This window comes from Paeniglutamicibacter psychrophenolicus, assembly GCF_017876575.1.
Taxonomy (GTDB): Bacteria; Actinomycetota; Actinomycetes; order Actinomycetales; family Micrococcaceae; genus Paeniglutamicibacter; species Paeniglutamicibacter psychrophenolicus.
Window position 1 is genome coordinate 4,180,891 of the sequence record NZ_JAGIOE010000001.1, and the last position, 21,108, is coordinate 4,201,998.

The window sequence follows — 21,108 nt, forward strand, 5'->3', positions numbered from 1 at the left end:
GCGAACAGGACGGCCGGGATTGCGGGCCGGGCCGCCGTGGGCCCGCGGCGCTAGGCCTCGGGGTTGGGCCGCCCCTGAACGGCTTCGGGTCCGCCATTGAGCAGCAGCACGAAGCCCTCCTCGTCGAGCACCTGCACACCCAACGAGACGGCCTTGTCCAGCTTCGAGCCGGCGGCCTCGCCGGCCACCAGGTAGGCGGTGTTCTTGGAGACCGACCCGGCTGCCTTGCCGCCGCGGATGATGATCGCTTCCTTCGCCGCGTCGCGGCTGTAGGTCGGCAGCGTGCCGGTGACCACGATGCTCATCCCCTCCAGGTGCTTCACGATGGATGCGTCCTGCTCGTCCCTCATCAACACCCCTGCCGCGGACCAGGCCGCGATGATGTCCCGGTGCCAGTCGACGGAGAACCACTCGATCAGGGCGTCGGCGATGATCGCGCCGACCCCGTCGACCTCGGCCAGGGCCTCGCGGGCCCCCTCGGCCTCCAGTGCCTTGATGATCTCGTCCATCGACCCGTACCGGGTGGCCAGCGAGCGCGAGGCGGTGGGCCCCACGTGCCGGATGGACAATCCCACCAGCACCCGCCACAGCGGTCGGCTCTTGGCCTTTTCCAGCTCGTCGAAGAGCTTTTCGGTGGTCCGGGTCGGGCCAGAGGGCTTCTTGGCGGTGGCCTTGGAGTAGAAGTACGGGACCAAGGCGAACTTGCCGGTGCCCGCGCCCTTGGAGCGGATTTCACGCCACACGTTGACCTCGGCGAGCGTCTCGCGCAGCGTGGAATCCGGGTTGCCGGTGGCCAAATCGAAGATCGCCGCCTCGTTGCGCAGCGGGCCGGGGCCGGCCGGGGCGATGAGACCGCCGTTCTCCGCCGGGTCTTCGCCGGGTCCGATGGTCAGCGCCTGGGCGGCCTCGTAGCCCAGCGCCTCGATGTCGAAGGCGCCGCGCCCGCCCAGGTGGGCGACGCGTTCGGTCAGCTGCACCGGGCAGGACTCCGCGTTGGGGCAGCGGATGTCCACGTCTCCCTCCTTGGCCGGGGCCAGCGGCGTCCCGCAGGAGGGGCAGGTGGTGGGCATCACGAATTCGCGTTCGCTCCCGTCGCGCAGCGGGAGCACCGGGCCGACGATTTCCGGGATCACGTCCCCGGCCTTGCGCAGGATCACGGTGTCCCCGATCAGCACGCCCTTGGCCTTGACCACGTCCTGGTTGTGCAGCGTCGCGCGGTTGACGGTGGACCCGGCGACCAGCACCGGCTCCATGATGCCGAAGGGGGTGACCCTTCCGGTGCGGCCCACCTGCACCTGGATGTCCAAAAGCTTGGTGTTGACCTCTTCGGGCGGGTACTTGTAGGCCACGGCCCAGCGCGGGACGCGGGAGGTGAAGCCGAGGTTGCGCTGGATCTCGAACGCATCGGTCTTCACCACGATGCCGTCGATCTCGTGCAGCAGGTCGTGGCGGTGTTCCCCGTTCTGGGCGATGAACGCGAGCACCTCGTCCAGGGTGTCGACGACGCGCGAGTACGGGGAGACCGGCAGCCCCCAGGAGGCCATGAGCTCGTAGGTTTCCGACTGCGTGGCCGCGTTTAGGCCGGCGCGCACGCCGAAACCGTGGACGAACATCTGCAGCGGGCGCTTGGCGGTCTCCGCCGGGTCCTTCTGCCGGATGGAGCCGGCCGCGGCGTTGCGCGGGTTGGCCAGCGGGGCCTTGCCGGCCTCGATGAGCGCCTCGTTGTAGGCGACGAAGTCGGCCGAGGGGATGAAGATCTCCCCGCGCACCTCGACCTCCTCGGGCCAGTCCTGGCCGGCCAGCTGGGTGGGGATCGACTTGATGGTCAGCACGTTGTGGGTGACGTCCTCCCCGGTGGTGCCGTCCCCGCGGGTGGCTGCGCGCACCAGCTTGCCGTGGCGGTAGAGCAGGTTCACCGCCAGCCCGTCGATCTTGACTTCGCAGAGCCACTTGAGCTCGTGCCCGGCGGCGCGCAGCGCGGCGTTGGCCTCGGTCTTCTCGCCCCAGGCGGTGACCTCCTCGAGGGAGAACACGTCCTCCAGGGAGTACATGCGCGAGAGGTGGACGACCTCGGCGAAGGCGGCGGAGACCTCGCCGCCGACCTCCTGGGTGGGCGAGTCGTTGGCGACGATTCCGGGGTGCCGGGCCTCGAGCAGCTCGAGCCGGGAGTACAGCTTGTCGAACTCGGCGTCGGAGATCAGCGGCGCGTCGTCGTTGTAGTAGGCGGCGCGGTGCCTGCGCACCTCGTCGATGAGCTGCTGGTATTCGGTGCGCAGGGCCTCGTCGGGGACCACTGCCTCGGCTTCGAGGGCTTCGGCCAGCGCGTGGGCATCCTCGGGCGGGCGGGCGGCAACGGGCTGGTGCGTCTCGGGCTGCGGGGTCGGTTCTTCGTGGCTCACCCCTCCATTTTGCCCCAGAACGCCCCCGGGTTGGTGTCCGGGGCCGATGCCCGTGTGGCGCGTCGTGCCCGGCGTGCGGCCGATCAGGCCGCGGGGCCCTCGATATCGACGATGACCACCGAGATGTTGTCCCGTCCGCCGCTGGCCAGGGCGGCGTCGATGAGCCGGCCCACCGCCTCGGTGCGGTCCGGGGTGTTGGCCAGGATCTGTTCCATGGCCGCGTGCTCGACCTCGCCGGTGAGCCCGTCGGTGCACAGCAGGTAGCGGTCCCCGGGGCGCGGGTGGTGGAACTGGGTGTCGGGGACCGAGTTGCCGCCGGCGCCCAGCGCCCGGGTGATCAGGTTGCGCTGCGGGTGGATGCGGGCCTCGGCCTCGGTGATGATGCCGCCGTCGATGAGTTCCTGGACCGCGGAGTGGTCGCGGGTCAGCTGCTTCAGCACTCCGGCGCGCAGCCGGTAGCCGCGCGAGTCCCCCACGTTCAGCAGCATCAGCCGGACCTCGTCGGCCTCCGGCGGGGTGCCGGCCCCCGGGAGCGGGATCTGCGTGACCTTCGCGGAGATGTCGGCAACCGCCGGCGGCACGGAGCCGGCGGCGAGTGCCGCGTCGGCCTGCGCGCGCGGGAGCACATCGGTGGTGGGCTCGGGGTCGGTCGCCCCGGCATGGCCGGTCGCATTGGATGTCCCGGGCCCGTCGCCGGCTCCGGGGGAATCTTGGGACGCGACCGGCTCGTTGGATTCGCGGGTGCTGGACAGGTAGCGCGGGGTGCCCAGCGCCGGAAGCGGCAGGTGCAGCGCCTCGGTGGTGGCCGGTCCCTGCCCGGCGGGCCCGGCGACGGCCGGAAGCGCCGCGGTTTCGGGGGTTGCGGGGGTGCCGGCGTTCGCCGAGGGCCAGGTGCCGCCGTCGTCTTCCACGCGCACCAGCGCCAGCGCACAGAGCGTGGTTCCGCCGCGGGCCCCGATGGCCTGGCGGATGCGGGCGTCGGCCGCGGTGACCTGCGCCAGCACGTCGCGCGCGTGCGGCAGCAGCGGCTGCTGGTCTCCGGCATCGCAGGGGCCGGCGGCGATCTCGTTCAGGGTTCCGATGCCCAGGCGCGAGGCCAGGTCACCGGCCTCGTGCCCGCCCATGCCGTCGGCCACGGCAAAGATGGTTCCGGCCTCAAGCACCGCGTCCTCGTTGACGGCGCGGCGCAGCCCGATGTCGGTTGCCGCCGCGGCATGGACCTGACCGAATCCGAAGCGCATCTAGTCCAGCACCAGCCCCGAGCCGGTGCCCGGTGCCAGGAGCACCGGGTTGATGTCGCCGAAGCCGCGCACCGAGGTGGTTTCCTGCGGGTGCAGCACGAAGCGGGCGTCCCCGGCCAGCGTGGAGGCTGTCAGTTCGTCGGTGAGCACGGTGCCGGGCTCGGCCAGCGAGGTCAGCCTCGCGGCCAGGTTCACCGTGGGCCCGTAGATGTCGCCCAGCCTCGAGAGGATCCGTCCCCAGACCAGCGCGACGCGGGTGTTGGGCAGCAGCTCGTCGGCCGCGAACTCCCGGGACATCGCCAGGGAGATCTGCGCGCCGGCCTGCGGCGTCTCGGCCACGAAGAGCACCTCGTCGCCGACTGTCTTGACCAGCCGGCCGCCGCCGATGGAGATGATTTCCGCGCACTTGGATTCGAAGCGCTGCACCAGCTGGGCCAGGGTGCGTTCGTTCATCCGGCGCGAGAGCGAGGTGTAGGAGACCAGGTCCGCGAAGCCGACGGCGCGGGCCAGCGGCAGCGGGGCGTCGTCCTCGGAGCCGTCGCGGCCCTCGGCGGAGGCGGCCAGGCCGGTCTCGGCGCGCACGGCCAAGCGGTGGACGGCGGCGTTCAGCTGCCGGCGCCAGGAGTAGACCAGCAGTTCCTCGAGCGGCGAGATGAGTTCGGGCAGCAGGTTCACCAGGTTGCGCCGCGCCTCGGGGTCGCTCAGCTTCTGGTTCTGCACCATGTCCTCGACCAGTGCCTCGACCTGCCAGACCACCATGCGGTCGGTCATCTGCCCGATGGAACGGGTCAGCGAGATCGCGGTTTCCTCGGTGAGGATGCCGTCGCGGACCATGTTGAGCATCAGCTTGAGCGCGTCTTGGTCGACCGTGGTGAAGAAGACCTCTTCGTCGCCCAGGTTCGGGAAGCCCATGGCGCGCCAGATCTTGCGGGCCGAGAGCAGCGAGACGCCGGCCCCCGCGGCCATTTCGCGCCGCCGCATGGTGCGGTCGGCTCCCAGCAGGCGCCGCTCCAGTTCGCGGACCGCGTCGCGTGCCGGTGCCGGGGTGGACCCGTTGACCTGGTCCGGGCGCTTCATCGCCTCGACCAACTCGGCCAGCGGGTCATCGAGCGCCGGTTCGATCTCCGCCGCCTGCTGCACCGTGGCCGGGTGGACCGTGGCCGGGTGCCCGGTGGGTGGGTGCGTCGTGCCGTTGCCATCGGACGCCGGGGACTCGGGCGCCTCGGAGGGATGGCGCTGGGCACGCGCCGCGTCGCGGGCAGCGGTGGGCGCGGCGGGTTGGGTGCCCGTCGCCGGCGACCGCTCACTCATGCTGCGTCCATTCTCTTCGTTCGTGGTGGTGTTGCTGGTCATGCTGGTGGGGCGCTTCGTTCGTCGGATTCGCCGGCGGCCCGCTGCCGTCGGCTTCTTCCATGTTTACACCATCAACCCGGGGGAAGTGCGGCAGTGCGCCGATCGCCCCGATGCAGTATCCGCGCATGCGGGCCACCGCCGGGACGTGCGGGATGTTGAAACGTTGTTCGGCCAGCACCAGGGTCAGCGTCCCGGGGGCAAGCTGCGGCGCATTGGGTCTCACCACGGCAACGATATCGTGGATTGCGTACAACCCGATGGAATGTTGCCCCGCGGCCCGGCGTCCGCGCTTGGTGACGATGCGCTCGGTGGTCAGGTAGATGAAGCTGTTGGCCCAGCGGATCCACGGCCGCAGGCACCAAATGACCAGCAGCACGGCGAACACCACTGCCAACAGTGCCAGCGCCAGCGCGCGCGCCTCGATGAGCCAGCCGGGAAGGTCCTCGCGCAGCAACAGGCCCAGCAGGTAGCAGGTGCCGGCGACCAGGAGCAGGAAGCGCAGCAGCGGCCAGCGCAGCACCCGGCGGTGCGCACGGGTCTTGACGAGGACTCGCTCGCGCTTCTCCAGTATCAATTTCACGTCCCGGCTCCTTCAACCCACACACCGGTTGTGCGTGCCGGTCTTGCTCCTTCCATGGTAGGGCCAGTGCACCCACGTTTCGGGTCCGGGCGCCGCACATCGTTGCGTGATGTGTCCTTCACCGGCCGCATTGCTTCGGTGCCCGGGGACTTGTGCCGCCGGTTCGAGGCACCGGCCGGGGAGGAGTTTTCGCCAATGCCCGCCGGGCGGCCCCGGTGCCCGGTGCTAGGCGTAGGAGCCGTCGGAGCGGCGCAGGTGCTTCACGTCCCCGGCCATCACGCTGTGCACCGTGCCGTCGTCCCCGCGCACCTTCAGCGATCCGTCGGCGTCCAGGTCGATGGCGGTGCCGCGCAGCACCGTGCCGTTGGGCAGGTGCGCATCGACGCGGTGCCCGATCGTCACCATGACCGAGCGAACCACCTCGCGCAGAGTGGCTTCCGGCGCCTCGGCATCCGGGGTTTCGGGTGCAACCGCGTAGCGGGCCTTGGCCGACGCGTTCCCGCCGGCGGCCTCGAAGGTCCCGAAAAGCTGCGCCACCCGGCGCAGGTAGCCGCCCAGCAGCTCGGTGCGGTCAAGCGTGGCCGCACCCAGCATCCCCAGGCTGGCGGCGGTGTCCACCGGCAGCTCGGCGGCGGTGAGGCTCACGTTCAACCCGGCACCGACCACAACCACCGGGCCCTCGGGCCGCATGACCAGTTGGGCCAGCACGCCGCAGACCTTCTTGCCCTCTGCCACCACGTCGTTGGGCCACTTCAGCCCGGCGGCCAGGGAAGCGTCCTCGCGCAGCGTCTGCACCATGGCCGCGGCGCAGAGCATCGACAGCCAGGCCAGGCCCGAGGAGTCGAAGCCGGGGCCCGGGCGGAAGTAGATGGACGTGGCCAGCGCGCTGCGCGCCGGGGTCTGCCAGCCGCGCCCCAGCCGCCCGTGCCCGGCCATCTGGTGCTCGGTGGTTTCCACCGACAGGTTGGCCAGGTCCGCGCCGTGGGCGCGTGCGGCCAGGTCGTCGTTGGTGGACCCGGTGTGCTCGGAGATCCACAGCTCCCCCATGCCGGCCGCGGCCATGCCCCGGCGCAAGGCGGCGGCATCCAGCGTCGCGCGCCCGGCCTCGGAGATCTCGAAGGCGTTGAAGGTTTCGTGCTCCGGCCCGGGGCCCTGTTGGTTGCTCATGCACCCCAGACTATCCAGTCCCCGGCCGCATCCGCCATGGGGCCGGCGGCCCGTCGCCGCCGGTGGCAACCGGCGGCGGGCACCGGCGCGTTCCTACAGGAAGATGTCGCCGATCAGGTCGGATTCGGCCGCTCCCATGGAATAGCCGGACAGGTCGGTGGTGCCGGCGGCGGCCAGCACGGCCTCGTCGGTGAAGAAGTTCCCGCTGCAGGCTCGCGCGTCCGAGGTCAGGATCGCGTGCGCGGCGTCGGCCACGATGCGCGGGGAACGGGCGGCCTTCATCAACTGCTCGCCGCCGGGCATGTTGCGGATCGCGGCGGTGTCGATCAGCGTCGCCGGCCACAGCGAGTTCACCCCGATCCCGGTGCCGCGCAGTTCCTGCGCCAGGCCCAGGGTGGTCATCGACATGCCGTACTTGGCCATGGTGTAGGCCAGGTGCATTCCCGCCCATTTGGGGTCCAGGTTCAGCGGCGGGGAGAGGGTCAGGATGTGCCCGTTCGCACTTTCGCGCAGGTGCGGCAGCGCGGTCTTGGACAGCAGGAAGGTGCCGCGGACGTTGATGTCCATCATCAGGTCGTAGCGCTTCATGGACACATCGTCGGTCTTGGACAGGTCGATGGCCGAGGCGTTGTTGACCACCACGTCGATGCCGCCGAAGCGCTCTTTTGTTTGCGCGACGGCGGAGATGACGTCCTCGTCGTTGCGCACGTCCCCCACGATGGCCAGCGCCGCCCCTCCGGCGGCGGTGATCTGGTCGGCGGCGGTGAACACGGTGCCGGCCAGGTTGGCCTGGGCCGTGGCGGTCTTGGCCATGATGGCCACGTTCGCCCCGTCGGCGGCGGCGCGCAGCGCGATGGCCAGCCCGATGCCCCGAGATCCCCCGCTCATCAGGATGGTCTTGCCCTTCAGGGGCTTGGCGTTGGCGGCGACCACGTCGCGGTTCGATTCACTCATGTGAGCCACATTACGGGAAGCCACGGCACTAAAGCTACTCGTGAGTAACTTGATTTATGGACGACTTGGCCCCCAACACGACATGATTTTGTAGCTTTCCTACACACGAATGCGCCCAGAGCCTCATTAGACTGGCCAAGGTGGCATGGTTGTTGTGCCTTTCCTACTACGTAACTACTTCAAGGGAGCCATGGGATGACCCAGAGCCGCATCGCTGACGCCACGGAATCGATCGACCTGTCGACAACTGCCGGCAAGATCGCCGAGTTCCGTCGCCGCGAGGCCCTCGCCCAGGCACCCTCGGGCCAGGAAGCGATCGAGAAGCAGCACGCCCGCGGCAAGCACACCGCCCGCGAGCGCATCGAGATGCTGATGGACGAGGGCTCGTTCGTCGAGTTCGACGCCCTGGCCGTGCACCGCACCTCCGCCTTCGGGATGGACAAGAAGCGCCCGCTGGGCGACGGCCTGGTCTCCGGATACGGCACCGTCGACGGGCGCCAGGTGGCGGTCTACTCGCAGGACTTCACGGTCTACGGCGGCTCGCTGTCACAGGTCAACGGCGAGAAGATCGTCAAGGTGCAGGAATTCGCGCTGCGCAACGGCTGCCCGGTCGTCGGCATCCTCGACGGCGGCGGCGCCCGCATCCAGGAGGGCGTGGCCTCGCTGGCGATGTTCGCCGACATCTTCCGCAACAACGTCCACGCCTCGGGCGTGGTCCCGCAGATCTCGCTGATCATGGGCCCGAGCGCCGGTGGCGCTGCGTACTCCCCCGCGCTGACCGACTACGTGATCATGGTCGACAAGACCAGCCACATGTTCATCACCGGACCCGACGTCATCAAGACCGTCACGGGCGAGGAAGTGGACATGGAGACCCTGGGCGGGGCGCGCCAGCACAACGCCAACACCGGCACCGCCACCTACCTGGCCACCGACGAATCCGACGCCATCGAGTTCTGCAAGGAACTGCTCGAGTTCCTGCCCTCGAACAACATCTCCGACGCCCCGGCCACCGAGTTCGACGAGGAGCTCGAGCTCACCGCCGAGGACCTCGAGCTGGACACGCTGATCCCGGATTCGGCCAACCAGCCCTACGACATGCGCAAGGTCATCGAGCACATCGTGGACGACGGGATCTTCCTGGAGATGCAGTCGCTCTACGCGCCGAACGTGATGATCGGCTACGCCCGCGTCGAGGGCGCGACCATCGGCATCGTCGCCAACCAGCCGATGCAGTTCGCCGGCACCCTGGACATCGCCGCCAGCGAGAAGGCCGCACGCTTCGTGCGCAATTGCGACGCCTTCAACATCCCGCTGCTCACCCTGGTCGACGTGCCGGGCTTCCTGCCGGGCAAGGACCAGGAGTTCCAGGGCATCATCCGCCGCGGCGCCAAGCTGCTTTACGCCTACGCCGAGGCCACCGTGCCGAAGCTGACGGTGATCACCCGCAAGGCCTACGGCGGGGCGTACATCGTGATGGGCTCCAAGAAGCTCGGCGCGGACATCAACCTGGCCTGGCCGACGGCGCAGATCGGCGTCATGGGCGCCCAGGGCGCCGTCAACATCCTCTACCGCCGCGACCTTGCGGCCGTGGCCGCCGAGGGCGGGGACGTGGAGGCACGCCGCACCGCCATCATCGAGGGCTACGAGGCCGAACTGCTCAACCCGTACCAGGCCGCCGAGCTCGGCTACGTCGATGCGGTCATCGCCCCCTCGGAGACCCGTCTGCAGATCGTGCGCGGATTGCGTGCCACCCGCGACAAGCACACCTCGCTGCCGGCCAAGAAGCACGGGAACATCCCGCTGTGACCGGCGACCGGAACATGCATCCCGCCGCCCAGGCCCAGGCCGCGGCGCTGTCCATCACGCATGGGAACCCCACCGACGAGGAAGTCGCGGCCCTGGCCGCCGTCGTCTCGGCGCTGGTGTCCCAGGATTCTTCCGCGTCGCTGCCTTCGGGCACGGCGCTGCGCCGCGGGCGCATCCGCCGGCGCCGCGAACTGGCCGGGGCCCCGCTGCCCTGGAAGGTCGGCCGGCACTAGCCAGGCACCCGGTGTCCCCGTCGCCTACGCATCGTTGGCGCCTACGCGTCGTCGGCGTCGGCGACGGGGCCCTCCAACATCACCAGGTCCGCCCGGGTGACCAGATGGGAGCTGACCGCGTGTTCCACCAGGCGCGCCTTGCGGTTGGAGGCCAGTCGGCCGATGCCGCCGCGCAACCCGGCGATCCCGGCCTTGTCGAGCTTGTCGCACACGTTGTCGAGCTTGCGGTTGAACTTCGTGATCTTCCAGCCCAGCCTCGCCGCAGCCTCGGCGCTGGAGGGAATGGCGCTCAGGCCCGTCCCGTCGCGGCTCAGCATCGGCTCTGCCAGGGCGACGACCAGCGCCCGCTGCGACTCGGTGAGCAGCACGGGCCCGATGGTCGTGGCACCGTCCGGGTCGTCCTCCATCGGCTCCTGCCTAAACGCCGGCTGGGCCACGTGCAGCGAGAGCTCATAGGTGGTTGGTCCCGCGGTGAACACCACCGAGGTGAGCGCGAACACCAGTGGCAGCCGCGATCCGGGTGAGAGCCAGGCCTGCAGCCCGCCGGTCCGGTCGGCAACCGTCGCGGTCAGCCGGCTGCCGTTGTTGGACAGCCACCAGATCCCGTCGTGACGCGCCACGGTGAGGAAGTTGCGGTGCAGGTAGGGGTTGTCGTCCACCGCGAGGTCGCCCTCGCGGCCGATGGTGAACACCTTGTCCTCGGCCACGTCGAACCACTCCCCGCAATACTCGACATGCACATGGTCAGCCATCGGTATCCTCCGTGCAGTAGCGGGCCGGGGCGGACACCGCACCGGTGGCGCGCACCAGCTTGACCTCGATGCAGGTGGGCCCCTCGGCGCGGTGCCCGGCGGTGGCGCTGGTTTTCGCGGTCCGCTCCACCGTTCCGGTGCTGGTGGCGGTGATGGGTGCCCAGCGATAGAAGTCCCCCTCGACCGGTTTCGGGTTCACCCAGCTGAAGGTGACCTTGTCCCCCGCGATGCGGTGCTCGAAGCCCTGCACCGGCGGCACGCCGCCGCCGATGAACGGATCGGCCGGGTCGATGGACGCCGATGCGATGGGCGGAGGGTTCTGCGCCCGGGGGTCCTCCCGCGTGGACAGGCTGGCCCAGACGGCACCGCCGGCGATCAGCGCCAGCCCGATGCCGGCGGCCAGCAGGGCCTTCGGGACACGGCGCGGCGAAGACCCCGCATCCCGTTCGGGGGCGGGCGCGGGGGCATCGAGTCCGCCCAGGCCCTGGTCTTCGCGGGGCACGGCCCGGGGCGCGCCGGTTGCCTCCGCTGCCGGGTGCCTGACGGATCCCGGGGCGGGGTGCCGGGCGGAATCCCGGGCCGGGTGGGCCGGGTGGTCCGCGGAGTCCGCGTCCGGGCGCTGCCCAGGGGTGGTGAAGACGCGCGGGGCGGCGCGCAGCTGCGCGCTGTCGATGGACCGCACGCTGCGCACCCGGGTGGCCTCGCCGCCGGCCTCGAGCTGCCGGGCATCGCCCGCCGGATCCCCAAGCACCTCGAAGGGCGTGACAGCCAACCCGAGTTCCTCCTGGATGCGCTGGAACGCCCGGGCCAGTTCGGCGGCCGAGCCGAAGCGGGAGGTCGGCGACTTCGCCATCGACACCGCCAGCGCCTGGTTCAGCGACGCCGGAACGTCGGGCCGCGCCAGGGGTTCCAGCGGCGAGTTGGTGATGCGGTCGATCAACTGGGCCTGCGAGTTCTCCCCGCCGCGCCGCACGAACGGCGAGTGCCCGGCCAGCGCGGTGTAGATGGTCGCGCCGAGGGAGTACACATCCATGCGGACCCCGGGCGGGTTCCCGCCCTCGAAGGCCTCCGGGGCCGACCACGGGATCGAGAGTCCCGCGGCCGCGGTGCCGGAGGTGCCGGAGATCCCGAAGTCGGTCAGCGCGGGCCGGTTGTAGTCGGTGGTCAGCACGTTGGCCGGCTTGATGTCGCGGTGGATGATCCCCGCCCGGTGCGCCGTCTCGACCGCCGACCCGAGCTGGATCCCCAGGGTCAGCGCCTCGTCCACCCCGAGCCGCCCGCGCCGGTAGCGCACGTCCAGCCCCGGGCGCGAACAGTATTCCATCGCCAGGTAGGAGCGGCCGTCCGCGGTGATCTCGGCCTGGTAGATGGTGACGATGTACGGGTGGCTGGACAGCTGTGCCATGAGGTTGGCCTCGTCCTCGAAGCGGCGGCGCGCGTCCTCCAGGGTGACGTCGGCCAGCAGCACCTTGACCGCGACCTTGCGGTGCGGACGCGCCTGCTGGTACAGGTACACGTCGGAGAACCCGCCGGAGCCCAGGGGGTTCAGGAAGGTGAAACCCTCGATGTGCGGGGCGGGCGCCGGCGGGCGGCTTGTGCTCACGGCAGCTCCTCGAAGCGCAGGCTGACCCCGTCGCCCAGGTCCGCGACATCGCCGTCGAGCAGCATCACCGCCTCGTTCCTGGCCAGCCGGCGCGGGGAATTGCCCGCGCGCAGCAGGACGGAACCGTTGGTGGCACCCATGTCGACGAGTTCGACGTGCCAACCCTCGAGGCGCACCTGCAGGTGGTTGCGCGAGATGTCGCCGCTGGGGCTTTGCACCTGCACCAGCTGCGGGTTCAGGTCCCGGGGCAGGCCTTGGGCCGAGGGCTGGCGGCCCAGCAGCACCGAGCGGGTCAGCTCATGCACTGTTTCCCGTCCGTCGGGCCCGTCGGCGATGACCATCTTCCCGAGCGGCGGGCGCGGCTCCTGGTGCGCCTCGCCGCTCAGCACGGCTCCGCACTTCTTGCAGCTCGCTGCCGTCGGCGGGTTGGGGTGCCCGTTGCGGCAGCTGCGGGCCAGGACGAATTCCCGCGGGGCCGAGGTGGTGTGGTGGCCGGTCAGGGTCAGCCCCTCGTCGGATCCCCCGGAGGGCCCCTCGGCGGAGCTTGTGGTGGATCCCTCGGCGGGCCCGTTGGCAGGTCCGTTGGCGGGCCGGGCGTCGGGATCTTCGGCAGCGGCCGCGACTGGGTTGGCCGTGGGCAGGTCGCTGCGCAGGATGGTGTTTCCGTCGTCGTCGCCGTCGAGGTCTTCGGCCTGCGGCACCCCGGTGACCGACGGCTTCGGCGGGGCGGGCGGCGGTTCGGTTGCGGCCTTGCGCATCCACGGCATCGACCCGATCAGGCCGGGTCCCGGGGCGGGGGCGGCAGCCTGGGCCGGCGCGGCGGTTGGGGCCGGCGTAGCGGTTGGGGCGGGCGCGGCGGAAGCTTCGGTCCCTGCCGCCCGAGTGGCCGGCTTCGGCGCCCGGGGAGTCAGGATGGTGTCCAAGTTGTCGACGTCATCCTCGAGGGGTTCGGCGGATCCGGTCGAGGCACCGGGCAGCACCTGGCCGTCGGCGGTGTCCTCGCGGCGGCCCAGCAGCTCACTGGCCAGCGAGACCTGTGCCAGGTCCACCGATTCGCCGGAGCGATCAGTCTCTTCGTTCGTGGTGCCTGCCGGCAGCTGGCCAGAGGTGTCCTCCGTGTCGGCTTCTGCGGCGTCGTGCCTTTCCGTGGCCGGTTCGGCGTTCTGCCGAGTCGGGGTCGCATCGTCGGCGGGCTCGGCGGGCTCGGCGGGCTCGGTCTTCAGGTCGGGCGCGGCTTCCTCCGTGTCGGCCTCGGAGGCGTCGAGCCCGTCAGTTGCCGGTTCGGCGTTTTGTTCCGTCGCGGTTGCTTCGTCGGCGGCATCGGCGGGCGCGGACCTTGGTTCCGTCGCGGCCTCCTCGGCATCGGCATCGGCATCGGACGAGTCTTCGCCCTTCGTGGCCGCCGCTGCCTGGATCACCCCGGGTTTCGCGCCGGTGACTGGAGATACCAGTGCCACCCGTGCCGCAGTGGCAGTGCCGGCATCGGCATCGGACTCGGCGTCGGAGGCGATTGCGTCTTGGGGCGGGGTTGGGTGCACGGCCGTGGTTGCGTCCTGCGCCGGGAATTCCGCCCCATCGGGGTTCGCTCCGTGGCGCAGCCCGGACACGCGGACGATGCCCTCGGCGATGGGCAGCCAGTGGCCGTCGTCGCCCGCCCCGACGCCCACGTCCCACCCGTCGGCGGCACCGAAGCGGCGCTCCAGCCAGGTGGCCACGTCGCGGCCGCGGGCCTGCTCGGACCCGTTGGCCGTTGCGAAGGAGACCTGCCCGCGCACCACCACGTGCGGCGCGTCCTCGCGCGAGACGATCGCGAAGGGCGGCATCGAGCTGATCTTCATCTGTGCCGCGGACAGGATGCCGGTCAGCAACGACTCCACGGTGGCCGCGTCGTCCATCTGCTCCCAGAGCGAGGACACATCCGTTGCAGCGGTGTCGCCGGGCAACAGGACGACGTGGGCGGGGCGGATGAGGGCGAACCAGTCACCGGGAAGGTAGCGCAGGGCGTTCATGATTTATCCTCCATGGGTGCCGTTTCGCCGCCGGGAACGGCGATCGGCCGGGTTTTGGTCTGGTGTTCCGGATTGATCGGGCGCGGCACGGTGTCGAACGTTTCGTCGGCCGTCGGGCCCACCGCATCGGCGATGATCACCGAGATGTTGTCGCGGCCGCCGCGGCCCAGGGCTGCGGCGATGAGCTCGTCGGCGGCCTGCTGCGGATCGGGGAACCGCGTGATGGTGTCGCGCAGCAATGCGTCGGACAGCTCGGTGCTCAACCCGTCCGAGCAGATCAGCAGGCGGTCCCCGGGCAGGAGGGGCAGCAGCCAGAAATCCGCGCGGCCGTCGCCGCCGGCACCCAGGGCCCGGGTGATGACGTGGCGGCGCGGATGGGCAGCCATCTGCCCGGCGTCGATGACGCCGCGTTCGACCAATTGCTGCACCTCGGAATGGTCGACGGTGACCTGTTCCAGCAGCCCGCCGGAGAGCCGGTAGGTGCGCGAGTCGCCGACGTTGAACACCAGCCAGTGCAGGCCCGAGTCCCGCTCGATCACTGCGGCGCCGCTGACGGTGGTGCCGGCCCCGCGCGGAGCGCCGGCGGCAATGGCATCGCCGGCTTGGCGCAGCAGCACGTGGATCGCCTCGGCGTCCAGCCGGCCGGAGGCCTTGCGGTAGCCGGCGGCCAGCGTCTCGACGCAGAGGCGGCTGGCCACCTCGCCGGCCGCGTGGCCTCCCATGCCGTCGGCGACGGCGAAGAGCGCATCGGCGACGAACAGCGAGTCCTCGTTCAGCCGGCGCTTGAGCCCGCGGTCGGTGCCCTGGCCGTGTCGGATGACCACGCCGCCCTCCGGTCCGTCCCGGTTCACGCGAGCTCCACCGTGAAATGGCGTTCGCCCAAGTACACGGTGTCCCCCGCACCGGCGGGGCTTCGCTGGCCGGGGAGCAGGTCCCGCTCGCTGCCTGCGGCGTCGATAACCCGCGAGCCGTTGGTGGAGTTTCGGTCGGTGACCCAGATGCCCGAGCTGCCGGGTTGGACCAGCAGGTGGGTCTTGGACACCGAACGGCCGCTGTCGCCGAGTCTCAGCAGTTCCGCGTCGTCCTCGTCGGCCGCGGCGGACGGGTTCCGACCGATCAGCAGGCCGTGCTCCAGCTCGTGGACCTTCCCGTCGTCGAAGACCAGGCGGGTGACGGTGTGCTGTTCCACGCGCAGGCGGGTGTGGGTGAAGGCATCGTCCGGGTGGGCCTCGGGCACGGGGGCGGGAGCGGCCTCGGGAGCTGGTTCCGGCGAGGCTTCCGGTTCTTGCGCGGGGTCGGGTTGCGGCGCGCGCGACGCGCCGGGCACCGAGGTGATGACCCCGTCGCCGCGCGGGGAATCGTGGGCGGGAGCGGCGTGGTCCGGCGCACCGTGGACCGGCGCACCCTGGGCAGTCATGCCTTGGGCGGAAGCGGCGGCCGGGGCCCCGGCGGGGGCGAAGGATTCCGCGCCGGCCAACCCTCCGGCGGCCAGCGGGTCGCGCCCGGCGTTGATGTCCAGCACCAGTGTGCCGGCGACCCTGTCATGCCACCCCTTGCGCTTGCCGTGGGTGTCGAACAGGTTGGAGATGACCACCAGCACCGGCCCGGCGACGGGCACGACGCCCGCCAGGATGATGAGCAGCCGGCGTTGGACCACCGCGGCCCATCCGGGCACCGACCCGTCGTCGGTGGTGGTGCGCAGCTTCAACAACAGGTTCCCGACGGTCTTTCCCGTTTTCGCCTCCCACCACCAGAGGAACCCCGTGTACCCGAGGGCCAGCAGCGCGAAGAACGCGCCGGCCAGCGCGGCCTGCACCAGGTTCCCCGGCCCGGTCGGCTTCTGGAGCAGCAGCGGTCCGGGCGCCAAGAGGAAGATGCCGGACAGGACCACGAGCGGGGCGGTATCCAGCAGCCACGCGCCCAGTCGTTTTCCCGCCGAGGCATCGACCGTGTTCATCGTTCCGGCCACCGGTTACTCCTTCGTTTCCATTGCGTGTACCTTACCGAGTGTGCGGGCGCGTGCACCAGGACGGCGCCACGCCGGCTTGCCGCCCAGCGGCCCGGGTGCGGCCCGCGCCCCGCGCGCCGACAGTGCGGCCAGCCACTCGTGCAGCAGCGAGCGGGCGGAGAACCTGGCCCGCTGGCGGCGCCAGAAGCTCGTCGCCGCGCCCATCTTCGCCGCCTGATCGTCAACGTCGCGCCAGTAGTTCGCGGCTTCGTCCTCCCCGGGAACGCCGGTGGAGAACGTGGCCCTGTCGGCCCGCGCGGCCAGTTCCAGCGGGAGCGTGCCCAGCACCGGGAAGCCCGCGGCCAGGGCGCCGGCGTTCTCCCGGCGGGTGGCCCCGCCGCGGGCGATGATCCCGTAGTCGGTGCCCTGGCTGAGCACCTCCTGCCAGCCGCCGGCGATGCGCGCACCGATGCTGCCGGCTTGGGCACGGCGCCGGCGGCGGCGCAGTTTCAGTCCCAGGATCAGCAGGAACGGGGAGGCGAGCAGCAAAAGCGAACCGAGGCCGATGGCCGTGCCGATGACCAGCGCGCCCCAGGTTTCCCAGAAGGAAGGTTCCTCCTCCTGGACCTCCTGCGGTTCCGGTGCGGTCTCCGGCGGCAGCTCGGCGTCCTGCTGTTCGGGCGGGGGCGGCTGGAGCACCTGCGGCTGCGGCACCGCCCGCGGTTCCTGCTCCGGCGGGGTGGGCTGCTCGTCGTCGTCCGGGGTCGGGTCGAAGGTGACCCAGCCGATCGACTCGAAGGCGATCTCGACCCAGGCGTGCGCGTCGGAGCCCTTCAGCTCCACCGCCGCGGCCGGGTCGTATTTTTCCGGGTAGAAGCCCATCACGACGCGGGCGGGCATGCCCTGTTCGCGGGCCATCAGCGCCATCGCGACCGCGTACTGCTCGTCGTCGCCGATCGGGTCCTCGGCGTCCAGCAGGCTGGTGATGCGCCCGGCCCCGTGCCCGGAGAGCGAGGGCACCTGCCCCTCGGCGCCGCTGGAGAGGAAACCGCCGGTCTTCAGCGCGGTTTCCAGGGCCCGCGCCCGCTGCAGCGCGGTGCGCGCGGAGCCGACGTATTGAACGGACTTGGCCGCGGCCAGCGGCGGCACGTTGGCCAGTTCCGGCATGCGCAGCTGCGCGAAGTCGGCGTTTTCCAGTTCCGCGTCGGTGGCCCGCACCGGGAATTGCACCTGCGCGGTGTAGCTGTCCCCCTTCTGCAGCCCGATGGAGCTCAGCGCGGTCTCCGCCTCGTCGGAATAGAACAGCGAGCGGGCCAGCTGCTCGCGGCCCTCATCGGCGACGTGCACCCCGGCGAGCCGGCCGCCGCCGGGCAGCCACACCCCGGCGTAGTCGCCGATGCCGATCTCCAGTTCCCCGGCGGCGCGCTGCGCCGCGGAGCCGGAGCCGCGGATGTCCGCGGAGTCGCCCACCGGGGCGAAGTTGCCCCCGGATTTCGGGTCGAGGTTGAACACCATCCCGTTGTAGGAATCCAGCGCCGCCAGCCGCACGCGCTCGCCCTCGGGCAGGCCCGTGACGGTGAGCAGCGTCGCCTCGGCCATGGTCTTGGTGTATTTGCGGAAGTTGGTCAGCGGGCTGGGGTAGGTGTAGAGGTCGACCGGGGGTTCGACGGCATCGCGCAAGACCTGCCGCGGGGTCGGCGGGCTGATCAGCGGGGCCGCGGCGGCGGTGATGCCGCTGGCCGCGAGCAGCACCACGGCCCCGATGCCCACGCGCCGGATGAGCCCTTCGCGCACCGAGCGCACGTCGTCATCGGGGTGGTTCAGCGAGCGGAAGCCGTCGGCGACGAGGCTGCCGATGTGCCGGCGCCAGGCGAGCCAGCCCACCAGCACCGCCATGAACGCGCCGCCGCGCAGCACCGGCAGCGGCACGTCCCGGGTGCCGAAGGCGATCCCGACGACGAACATCGCCAGCAGCGGCAGCAGCGTCCAGTACGGCGCGCGCAGCCGCCATGCGGCCAGCCCGGCCAGCAGCCCGGTGAGCGCCGTGGACAGGAACGCGACGATCAGCACCCCGCCGTAGGAGCCCACCGGAGGGGCGACGGTGAGCATGTCCTTCCAGGAGAACACCACCCCGGCCAGCAGCACCCGCAGCGACTCGAACGTCGGGAGCACCCCGAAGAGGGCCTCGCGCGGGGTGGCCAGCACGGTGCCAAGCAGCAGGTAGGCCCCGGCGAACAGCGCCATGGTCTGCCAGGCCCGCAGCCGGAAGTACACGTGCGCCCAGGCCAGGGCCAGCCCGGCGATGATGCCGCCGAGGCAGGCCAGCAGGTAGTGGGCGCTGGTCCCGTAGGCGTCGGCCAGGCCCAGCGCGCCGAGGAACAGCGCCACGCCCAGGCAGCCGGCATCCAGGCCGTAGCGCCACATCGGCAGCTTGGCGTTCCTGGCGTTCATGGGGTTCATGGGGTTCATGGGGTTCATGGCGTTCATGCCGCGGCCCTGCGCAGCAGCAGCCCGAGCTCGTCGAGGCTGCCCAGGGTGAGCACGGTGAGTTCGCCGATGTCGGAGCGGGCGGCGCGCAGCCCGTGCCCGGCGCGGATGGCGATGGCGCGCACCCCGAAGGGCACGTGCATGGATGCCTCGCGCAATTGGCGGGCGGTGGTGCCGGCCCCGGTGAGGATGAACACCACCGAGGCCCCCGGCACCGCCTCGATGGTGCCGCGGACCAGGCTCGCGACGTCGTGGCGGGGCAGCGTGCGGGCCTGCAGCCGGGTCAGCGAATCGAGCATGTTCCGTCCGGTGTCGGTGCGCACCGGCCCGGTCTGCGCCAGCACCGAGAGCTTGCGCTGGTCGGTGACGGCCTGCAGGCCGATGGAGGCCGCGGCGGAGACCGCGAGCTCGAAGTCATCGGGCGCCGTGGCCGGGTCCCCGTATTCGCCGAGGTTTGCCGACAGCGCGATGGCCAGGTGCGAGCGCCGGGTTTCCTCGAACTGGCGCACCATCAGTTCGCCGGTGCGTGCCGAGGACTTCCAGTGGATGTGCCGGCGGTCGTCTCCCGCGACGTAGCCGCGCAGCGCGTGGAAGGAGACATCGGAGTTGGACAGGTCGCGGGTGGTCATGCCCTCCAGGTCGCGGATGAACCCGGCCGAGGAGCCGTGCAGCGCGGTGGTCCTGGGGTGCACGAACAGCTCGTAGCTGCCGGTGAAGCGGACCTGGCGGCGCAGCAGCCCGAAGGGGTCCTGGCGCACCGAACGCACCGGGCCGACGGTTAGCACCGCCCGGCGGCGGGTGGGGATGGTGAACAGGTCCTCGTGCTCGGCCCCGGGTGCCAGCCGCGGCACCCGGAAGGTGGCCACGGCGGCGCCCACGGACAGTTCCATCAGGGTCGCGAACGAGGTCCGGCCCGTGGGGTTGGCCACTTCCATGAAGCCGACCGCGCGGTCCCCCACCGCCACCCGGGTGCGGTTCAGTTCCAGGTTGATGCGGAAATCGGAACGGCCGATGATGAAGCCCAGCGCCACCAGCAGCAGCAGGGACGCCATGAACGCCCCGAGCAGGGCCTCCTGCCACCCGAACGCGACCCCGAGCAGCCAGAGCAGTCCCGCGGTCCCGGCGACGACGAACCCCAGCGGGGAGACGACGCGTCCGGCCGGTGCCAGGTACGTGGCGAACAGCGTGCGGCAGCGCACCAGCAGCGGGTGAAGTGCCTCGCGCAGCAGCGCCGCGGCATCGGCGAGCATGCCCGCCGATTTGTCCGCGGTGGCCTTCAGCGCCCGCGCGGTGGCGCGGGTTGCGGCCCGGGTTGCGGCCCGGGTCGAGGCCCGGTTTCCAGCGCGGGTGGACCCTCGGCTCATGCCCCGCCCACGTCCCGGCGCAGCACCGTGGCCTCGTCGGCCTCGGCCTCGCCGACGCCGGCGGGCACCGCCGCATCGACGGGGGCGGCGCTGCCGGTGCCGCTGGCGCCATTGCCGCCGCTGGGGCTGGTGCCGTTGCCGCCGGCGCCATGCCCGACGGCGTTGCGGCGGCCGCTGCCGGTGCCGTTTCCGGAGACGCTGCCGGTGCCGATTCCGCCGTGGCCGGTCGGTGCCGGCACCGCGCGCAGCACGTCGGCGATCACCGCTTCGGCACTGGCCCCGGTGAACTCGGCCTCCGGGTCCAGCACCAGCCGGTGCGTCCACACCGCGGCGGCCAGCGCCTTGATGTCGTCGGGCAGCACGTAGTTCCGTCCCTCGGTGGCCGCCCAGATCTTCGCGGCGCGCACCATCGCCAGCGCCCCGCGCACCGAGACGCCCAACCGGGTCTCGGACGCCTCGCGGGTGGCCTCGCACAGCTGTGCCACGTACTCCAGCACGCCCCGGTCCACGTGGGTGGTGGCGGCCAGGTCGGCCATGTCGGCGACGGCCTCGGTGGTGATGATGGCGCCCACCGATCTCGAGCGGTCACGCTGCGCGCTGCCGGCGAGCAGTTCGACGGTCGCGGCCCGGTCCGGGTAGCCGATGGAGGTCTTGATCAGGAAGCGGTCCAGTTGCGCCTCGGGCAGCTTGTAGGTGCCGGCCTGCTCGATCGGGTTCTGCGTGGCGATGACCATGAACGGGCGCTGCTGCGGGTAGGTGGTCCCGTCGACCGTCACATGTCCCTCCTCCATGACCTCCAGCAGCGCCGACTGCGTCTTCGGGGAGACGCGGTTGATCTCGTCGGCCAGCACCAGGTTGGCGAAGATCGGGCCGCGGTGGAACTCGAACCCCTGGGTCTTCTGGTCGTAGATGGTGATGCCGGTGACATCCGAGGGCAAGAGGTCGGGGGTGAACTGGATGCGCGAGTTCGTCCCCTGGACGGTGGCCGAGAGTGACCGGGCCAGCATCGTCTTGCCCGTCCCGGGGGCATCCTCCAGCAGCACGTGTCCCTCGGCCAGCAGTGCGGTGAGCACCATGCGCACCACCTCGTCCTTGCCGAGCACGGAGATGCCCACGTTGTCCACCAGCTTGGCGAAGGTGTCGGCGAACCAGCCGGCCTGCTCGTTGGTCATCGTCATTGGATGTGGCTCCTGTTTCTCGTCATCGTTC

General features: G+C 71.2%; 15 protein-coding genes and 1 pseudogene. 2 read left to right on the plus strand and 14 right to left on the minus strand.

Annotated elements, in window-relative coordinates; all coding sequences use genetic code 11:
• Window positions 1-50 precede the first annotated feature (50 nt).
• From ligA to JOF46_RS18955, 6 genes are all read right to left on the minus strand, one after another.
• Entirely contained in the window at window positions 51-2,399 is a 2,349-nt protein-coding gene (ligA, locus tag JOF46_RS18930; RefSeq protein ID WP_425355068.1) for an NAD-dependent DNA ligase LigA, read from the minus strand.
• Between the two features lie 83 nt (window positions 2,400-2,482).
• Window positions 2,483-3,640, minus strand: a complete 1,158-nt coding sequence (locus JOF46_RS18935) for a hypothetical protein (protein WP_209910104.1) — start codon at window positions 3,638-3,640, stop codon at window positions 2,483-2,485.
• Window positions 3,641-4,951, minus strand: coding sequence for an adenylate/guanylate cyclase domain-containing protein (locus JOF46_RS18940; RefSeq protein WP_425355069.1), 1,311 nt, complete (start codon window positions 4,949-4,951; stop codon window positions 3,641-3,643).
• Window positions 4,944-5,573: a hypothetical protein gene (locus JOF46_RS18945; protein WP_209910106.1), complete on the minus strand. Its 630-nt coding sequence runs from the start codon at window positions 5,571-5,573 to the stop codon at window positions 4,944-4,946. Before JOF46_RS18945 ends, JOF46_RS18940 begins: the two co-directional genes overlap by 8 nt.
• A gap of 225 nt (window positions 5,574-5,798) precedes the next feature.
• The gene (locus tag JOF46_RS18950) at window positions 5,799-6,740 is read right to left on the minus strand and encodes a biotin--[acetyl-CoA-carboxylase] ligase (RefSeq protein WP_209910108.1); all 942 of its coding nucleotides are present in this window, start codon (window positions 6,738-6,740) and stop codon (window positions 5,799-5,801) included.
• 93 nt (window positions 6,741-6,833) lie between these two features.
• Window positions 6,834-7,694, minus strand: coding sequence for an SDR family oxidoreductase (locus tag JOF46_RS18955; protein WP_209910110.1), 861 nt, complete (start codon window positions 7,692-7,694; stop codon window positions 6,834-6,836).
• A 195-nt stretch (window positions 7,695-7,889) separates the two neighbouring features.
• Here JOF46_RS18955 and JOF46_RS18960 point away from each other — a divergent pair, with 195 nt between their 5' ends.
• The gene (locus JOF46_RS18960; RefSeq protein WP_209910112.1) at window positions 7,890-9,503 is read left to right on the plus strand and encodes an acyl-CoA carboxylase subunit beta; all 1,614 of its coding nucleotides are present in this window, start codon (window positions 7,890-7,892) and stop codon (window positions 9,501-9,503) included.
• Window positions 9,500-9,736: an acyl-CoA carboxylase epsilon subunit gene (locus JOF46_RS18965; protein WP_209910114.1), complete on the plus strand. Its 237-nt coding sequence runs from the start codon at window positions 9,500-9,502 to the stop codon at window positions 9,734-9,736. The genes JOF46_RS18960 and JOF46_RS18965 overlap by 4 nt, the downstream gene beginning before the upstream one ends.
• Window positions 9,737-9,777: 41 nt before the next feature.
• On the opposite strand, the gene JOF46_RS18970 is transcribed toward JOF46_RS18965, so the two are convergent.
• The 8 genes and pseudogenes from JOF46_RS18970 to JOF46_RS19005 all read right to left on the minus strand — a co-directional run.
• Window positions 9,778-10,488, minus strand: coding sequence for an FHA domain-containing protein (locus JOF46_RS18970; RefSeq protein WP_209910116.1), 711 nt, complete (start codon window positions 10,486-10,488; stop codon window positions 9,778-9,780).
• Window positions 10,481-12,091: a serine/threonine-protein kinase gene (locus JOF46_RS18975; RefSeq protein ID WP_209910118.1), complete on the minus strand. Its 1,611-nt coding sequence runs from the start codon at window positions 12,089-12,091 to the stop codon at window positions 10,481-10,483. The genes JOF46_RS18970 and JOF46_RS18975 overlap by 8 nt, the downstream gene beginning before the upstream one ends.
• The gene (locus tag JOF46_RS18980) at window positions 12,088-14,100 is read right to left on the minus strand and encodes an FHA domain-containing protein (protein WP_209910120.1); all 2,013 of its coding nucleotides are present in this window, start codon (window positions 14,098-14,100) and stop codon (window positions 12,088-12,090) included. The genes JOF46_RS18975 and JOF46_RS18980 overlap by 4 nt, the downstream gene beginning before the upstream one ends.
• On the minus strand, window positions 14,097-14,951 hold the full coding sequence (locus tag JOF46_RS18985; RefSeq protein WP_209910122.1) for a PP2C family protein-serine/threonine phosphatase: 855 nt from the start codon (window positions 14,949-14,951) through the stop codon (window positions 14,097-14,099). The genes JOF46_RS18980 and JOF46_RS18985 overlap by 4 nt, the downstream gene beginning before the upstream one ends.
• A complete protein-coding gene (locus tag JOF46_RS18990) occupies window positions 14,948-16,069 on the minus strand; it encodes an RDD family protein (RefSeq protein ID WP_209910125.1) in 1,122 nt (373 codons plus the stop codon). Before JOF46_RS18990 ends, JOF46_RS18985 begins: the two co-directional genes overlap by 4 nt.
• A 3-nt stretch (window positions 16,070-16,072) precedes the next feature.
• A complete protein-coding gene (locus JOF46_RS18995) occupies window positions 16,073-18,526 on the minus strand; it encodes a transglutaminaseTgpA domain-containing protein (RefSeq protein ID WP_209910127.1) in 2,454 nt (817 codons plus the stop codon).
• A 5-nt stretch (window positions 18,527-18,531) separates the two neighbouring features.
• Window positions 18,532-19,899, minus strand: coding sequence for a DUF58 domain-containing protein (locus JOF46_RS19000; protein ID WP_245348193.1), 1,368 nt, complete (start codon window positions 19,897-19,899; stop codon window positions 18,532-18,534).
• Window positions 19,900-20,126: 227 nt separating this feature from the next.
• Window positions 20,127-21,077, minus strand: a pseudogene (locus JOF46_RS19005) (AAA family ATPase); the annotation flags it as partial.
• Between the last annotated feature and the right edge of the window lie 31 nt (window positions 21,078-21,108).

Coding starts and splice junctions, on each gene's coding strand:
- JOF46_RS18935 (WP_209910104.1), bottom strand. CDS start 3,640: ATGCGCTTCGGATTCGGTCAGGTCCATGCCGCGGCGGCAACCGACATC.
- JOF46_RS18940 (WP_425355069.1), bottom strand. CDS start 4,951: ATGAGTGAGCGGTCGCCGGCGACGGGCACCCAACCCGCCGCGCCCACC.
- JOF46_RS18950 (WP_209910108.1), bottom strand. CDS start 6,740: ATGAGCAACCAACAGGGCCCCGGGCCGGAGCACGAAACCTTCAACGCC.
- JOF46_RS18955 (WP_209910110.1), bottom strand. CDS start 7,694: ATGAGTGAATCGAACCGCGACGTGGTCGCCGCCAACGCCAAGCCCCTG.
- JOF46_RS18960 (WP_209910112.1), top strand. CDS start 7,890: ATGACCCAGAGCCGCATCGCTGACGCCACGGAATCGATCGACCTGTCG.
- JOF46_RS18970 (WP_209910116.1), bottom strand. CDS start 10,488: ATGGCTGACCATGTGCATGTCGAGTATTGCGGGGAGTGGTTCGACGTG.
- JOF46_RS18980 (WP_209910120.1), bottom strand. CDS start 14,100: ATGAACGCCCTGCGCTACCTTCCCGGTGACTGGTTCGCCCTCATCCGC.
- JOF46_RS18995 (WP_209910127.1), bottom strand. CDS start 18,526: ATGAACCCCATGAACCCCATGAACCCCATGAACGCCAGGAACGCCAAG.
- JOF46_RS19000 (WP_245348193.1), bottom strand. CDS start 19,899: ATGAGCCGAGGGTCCACCCGCGCTGGAAACCGGGCCTCGACCCGGGCC.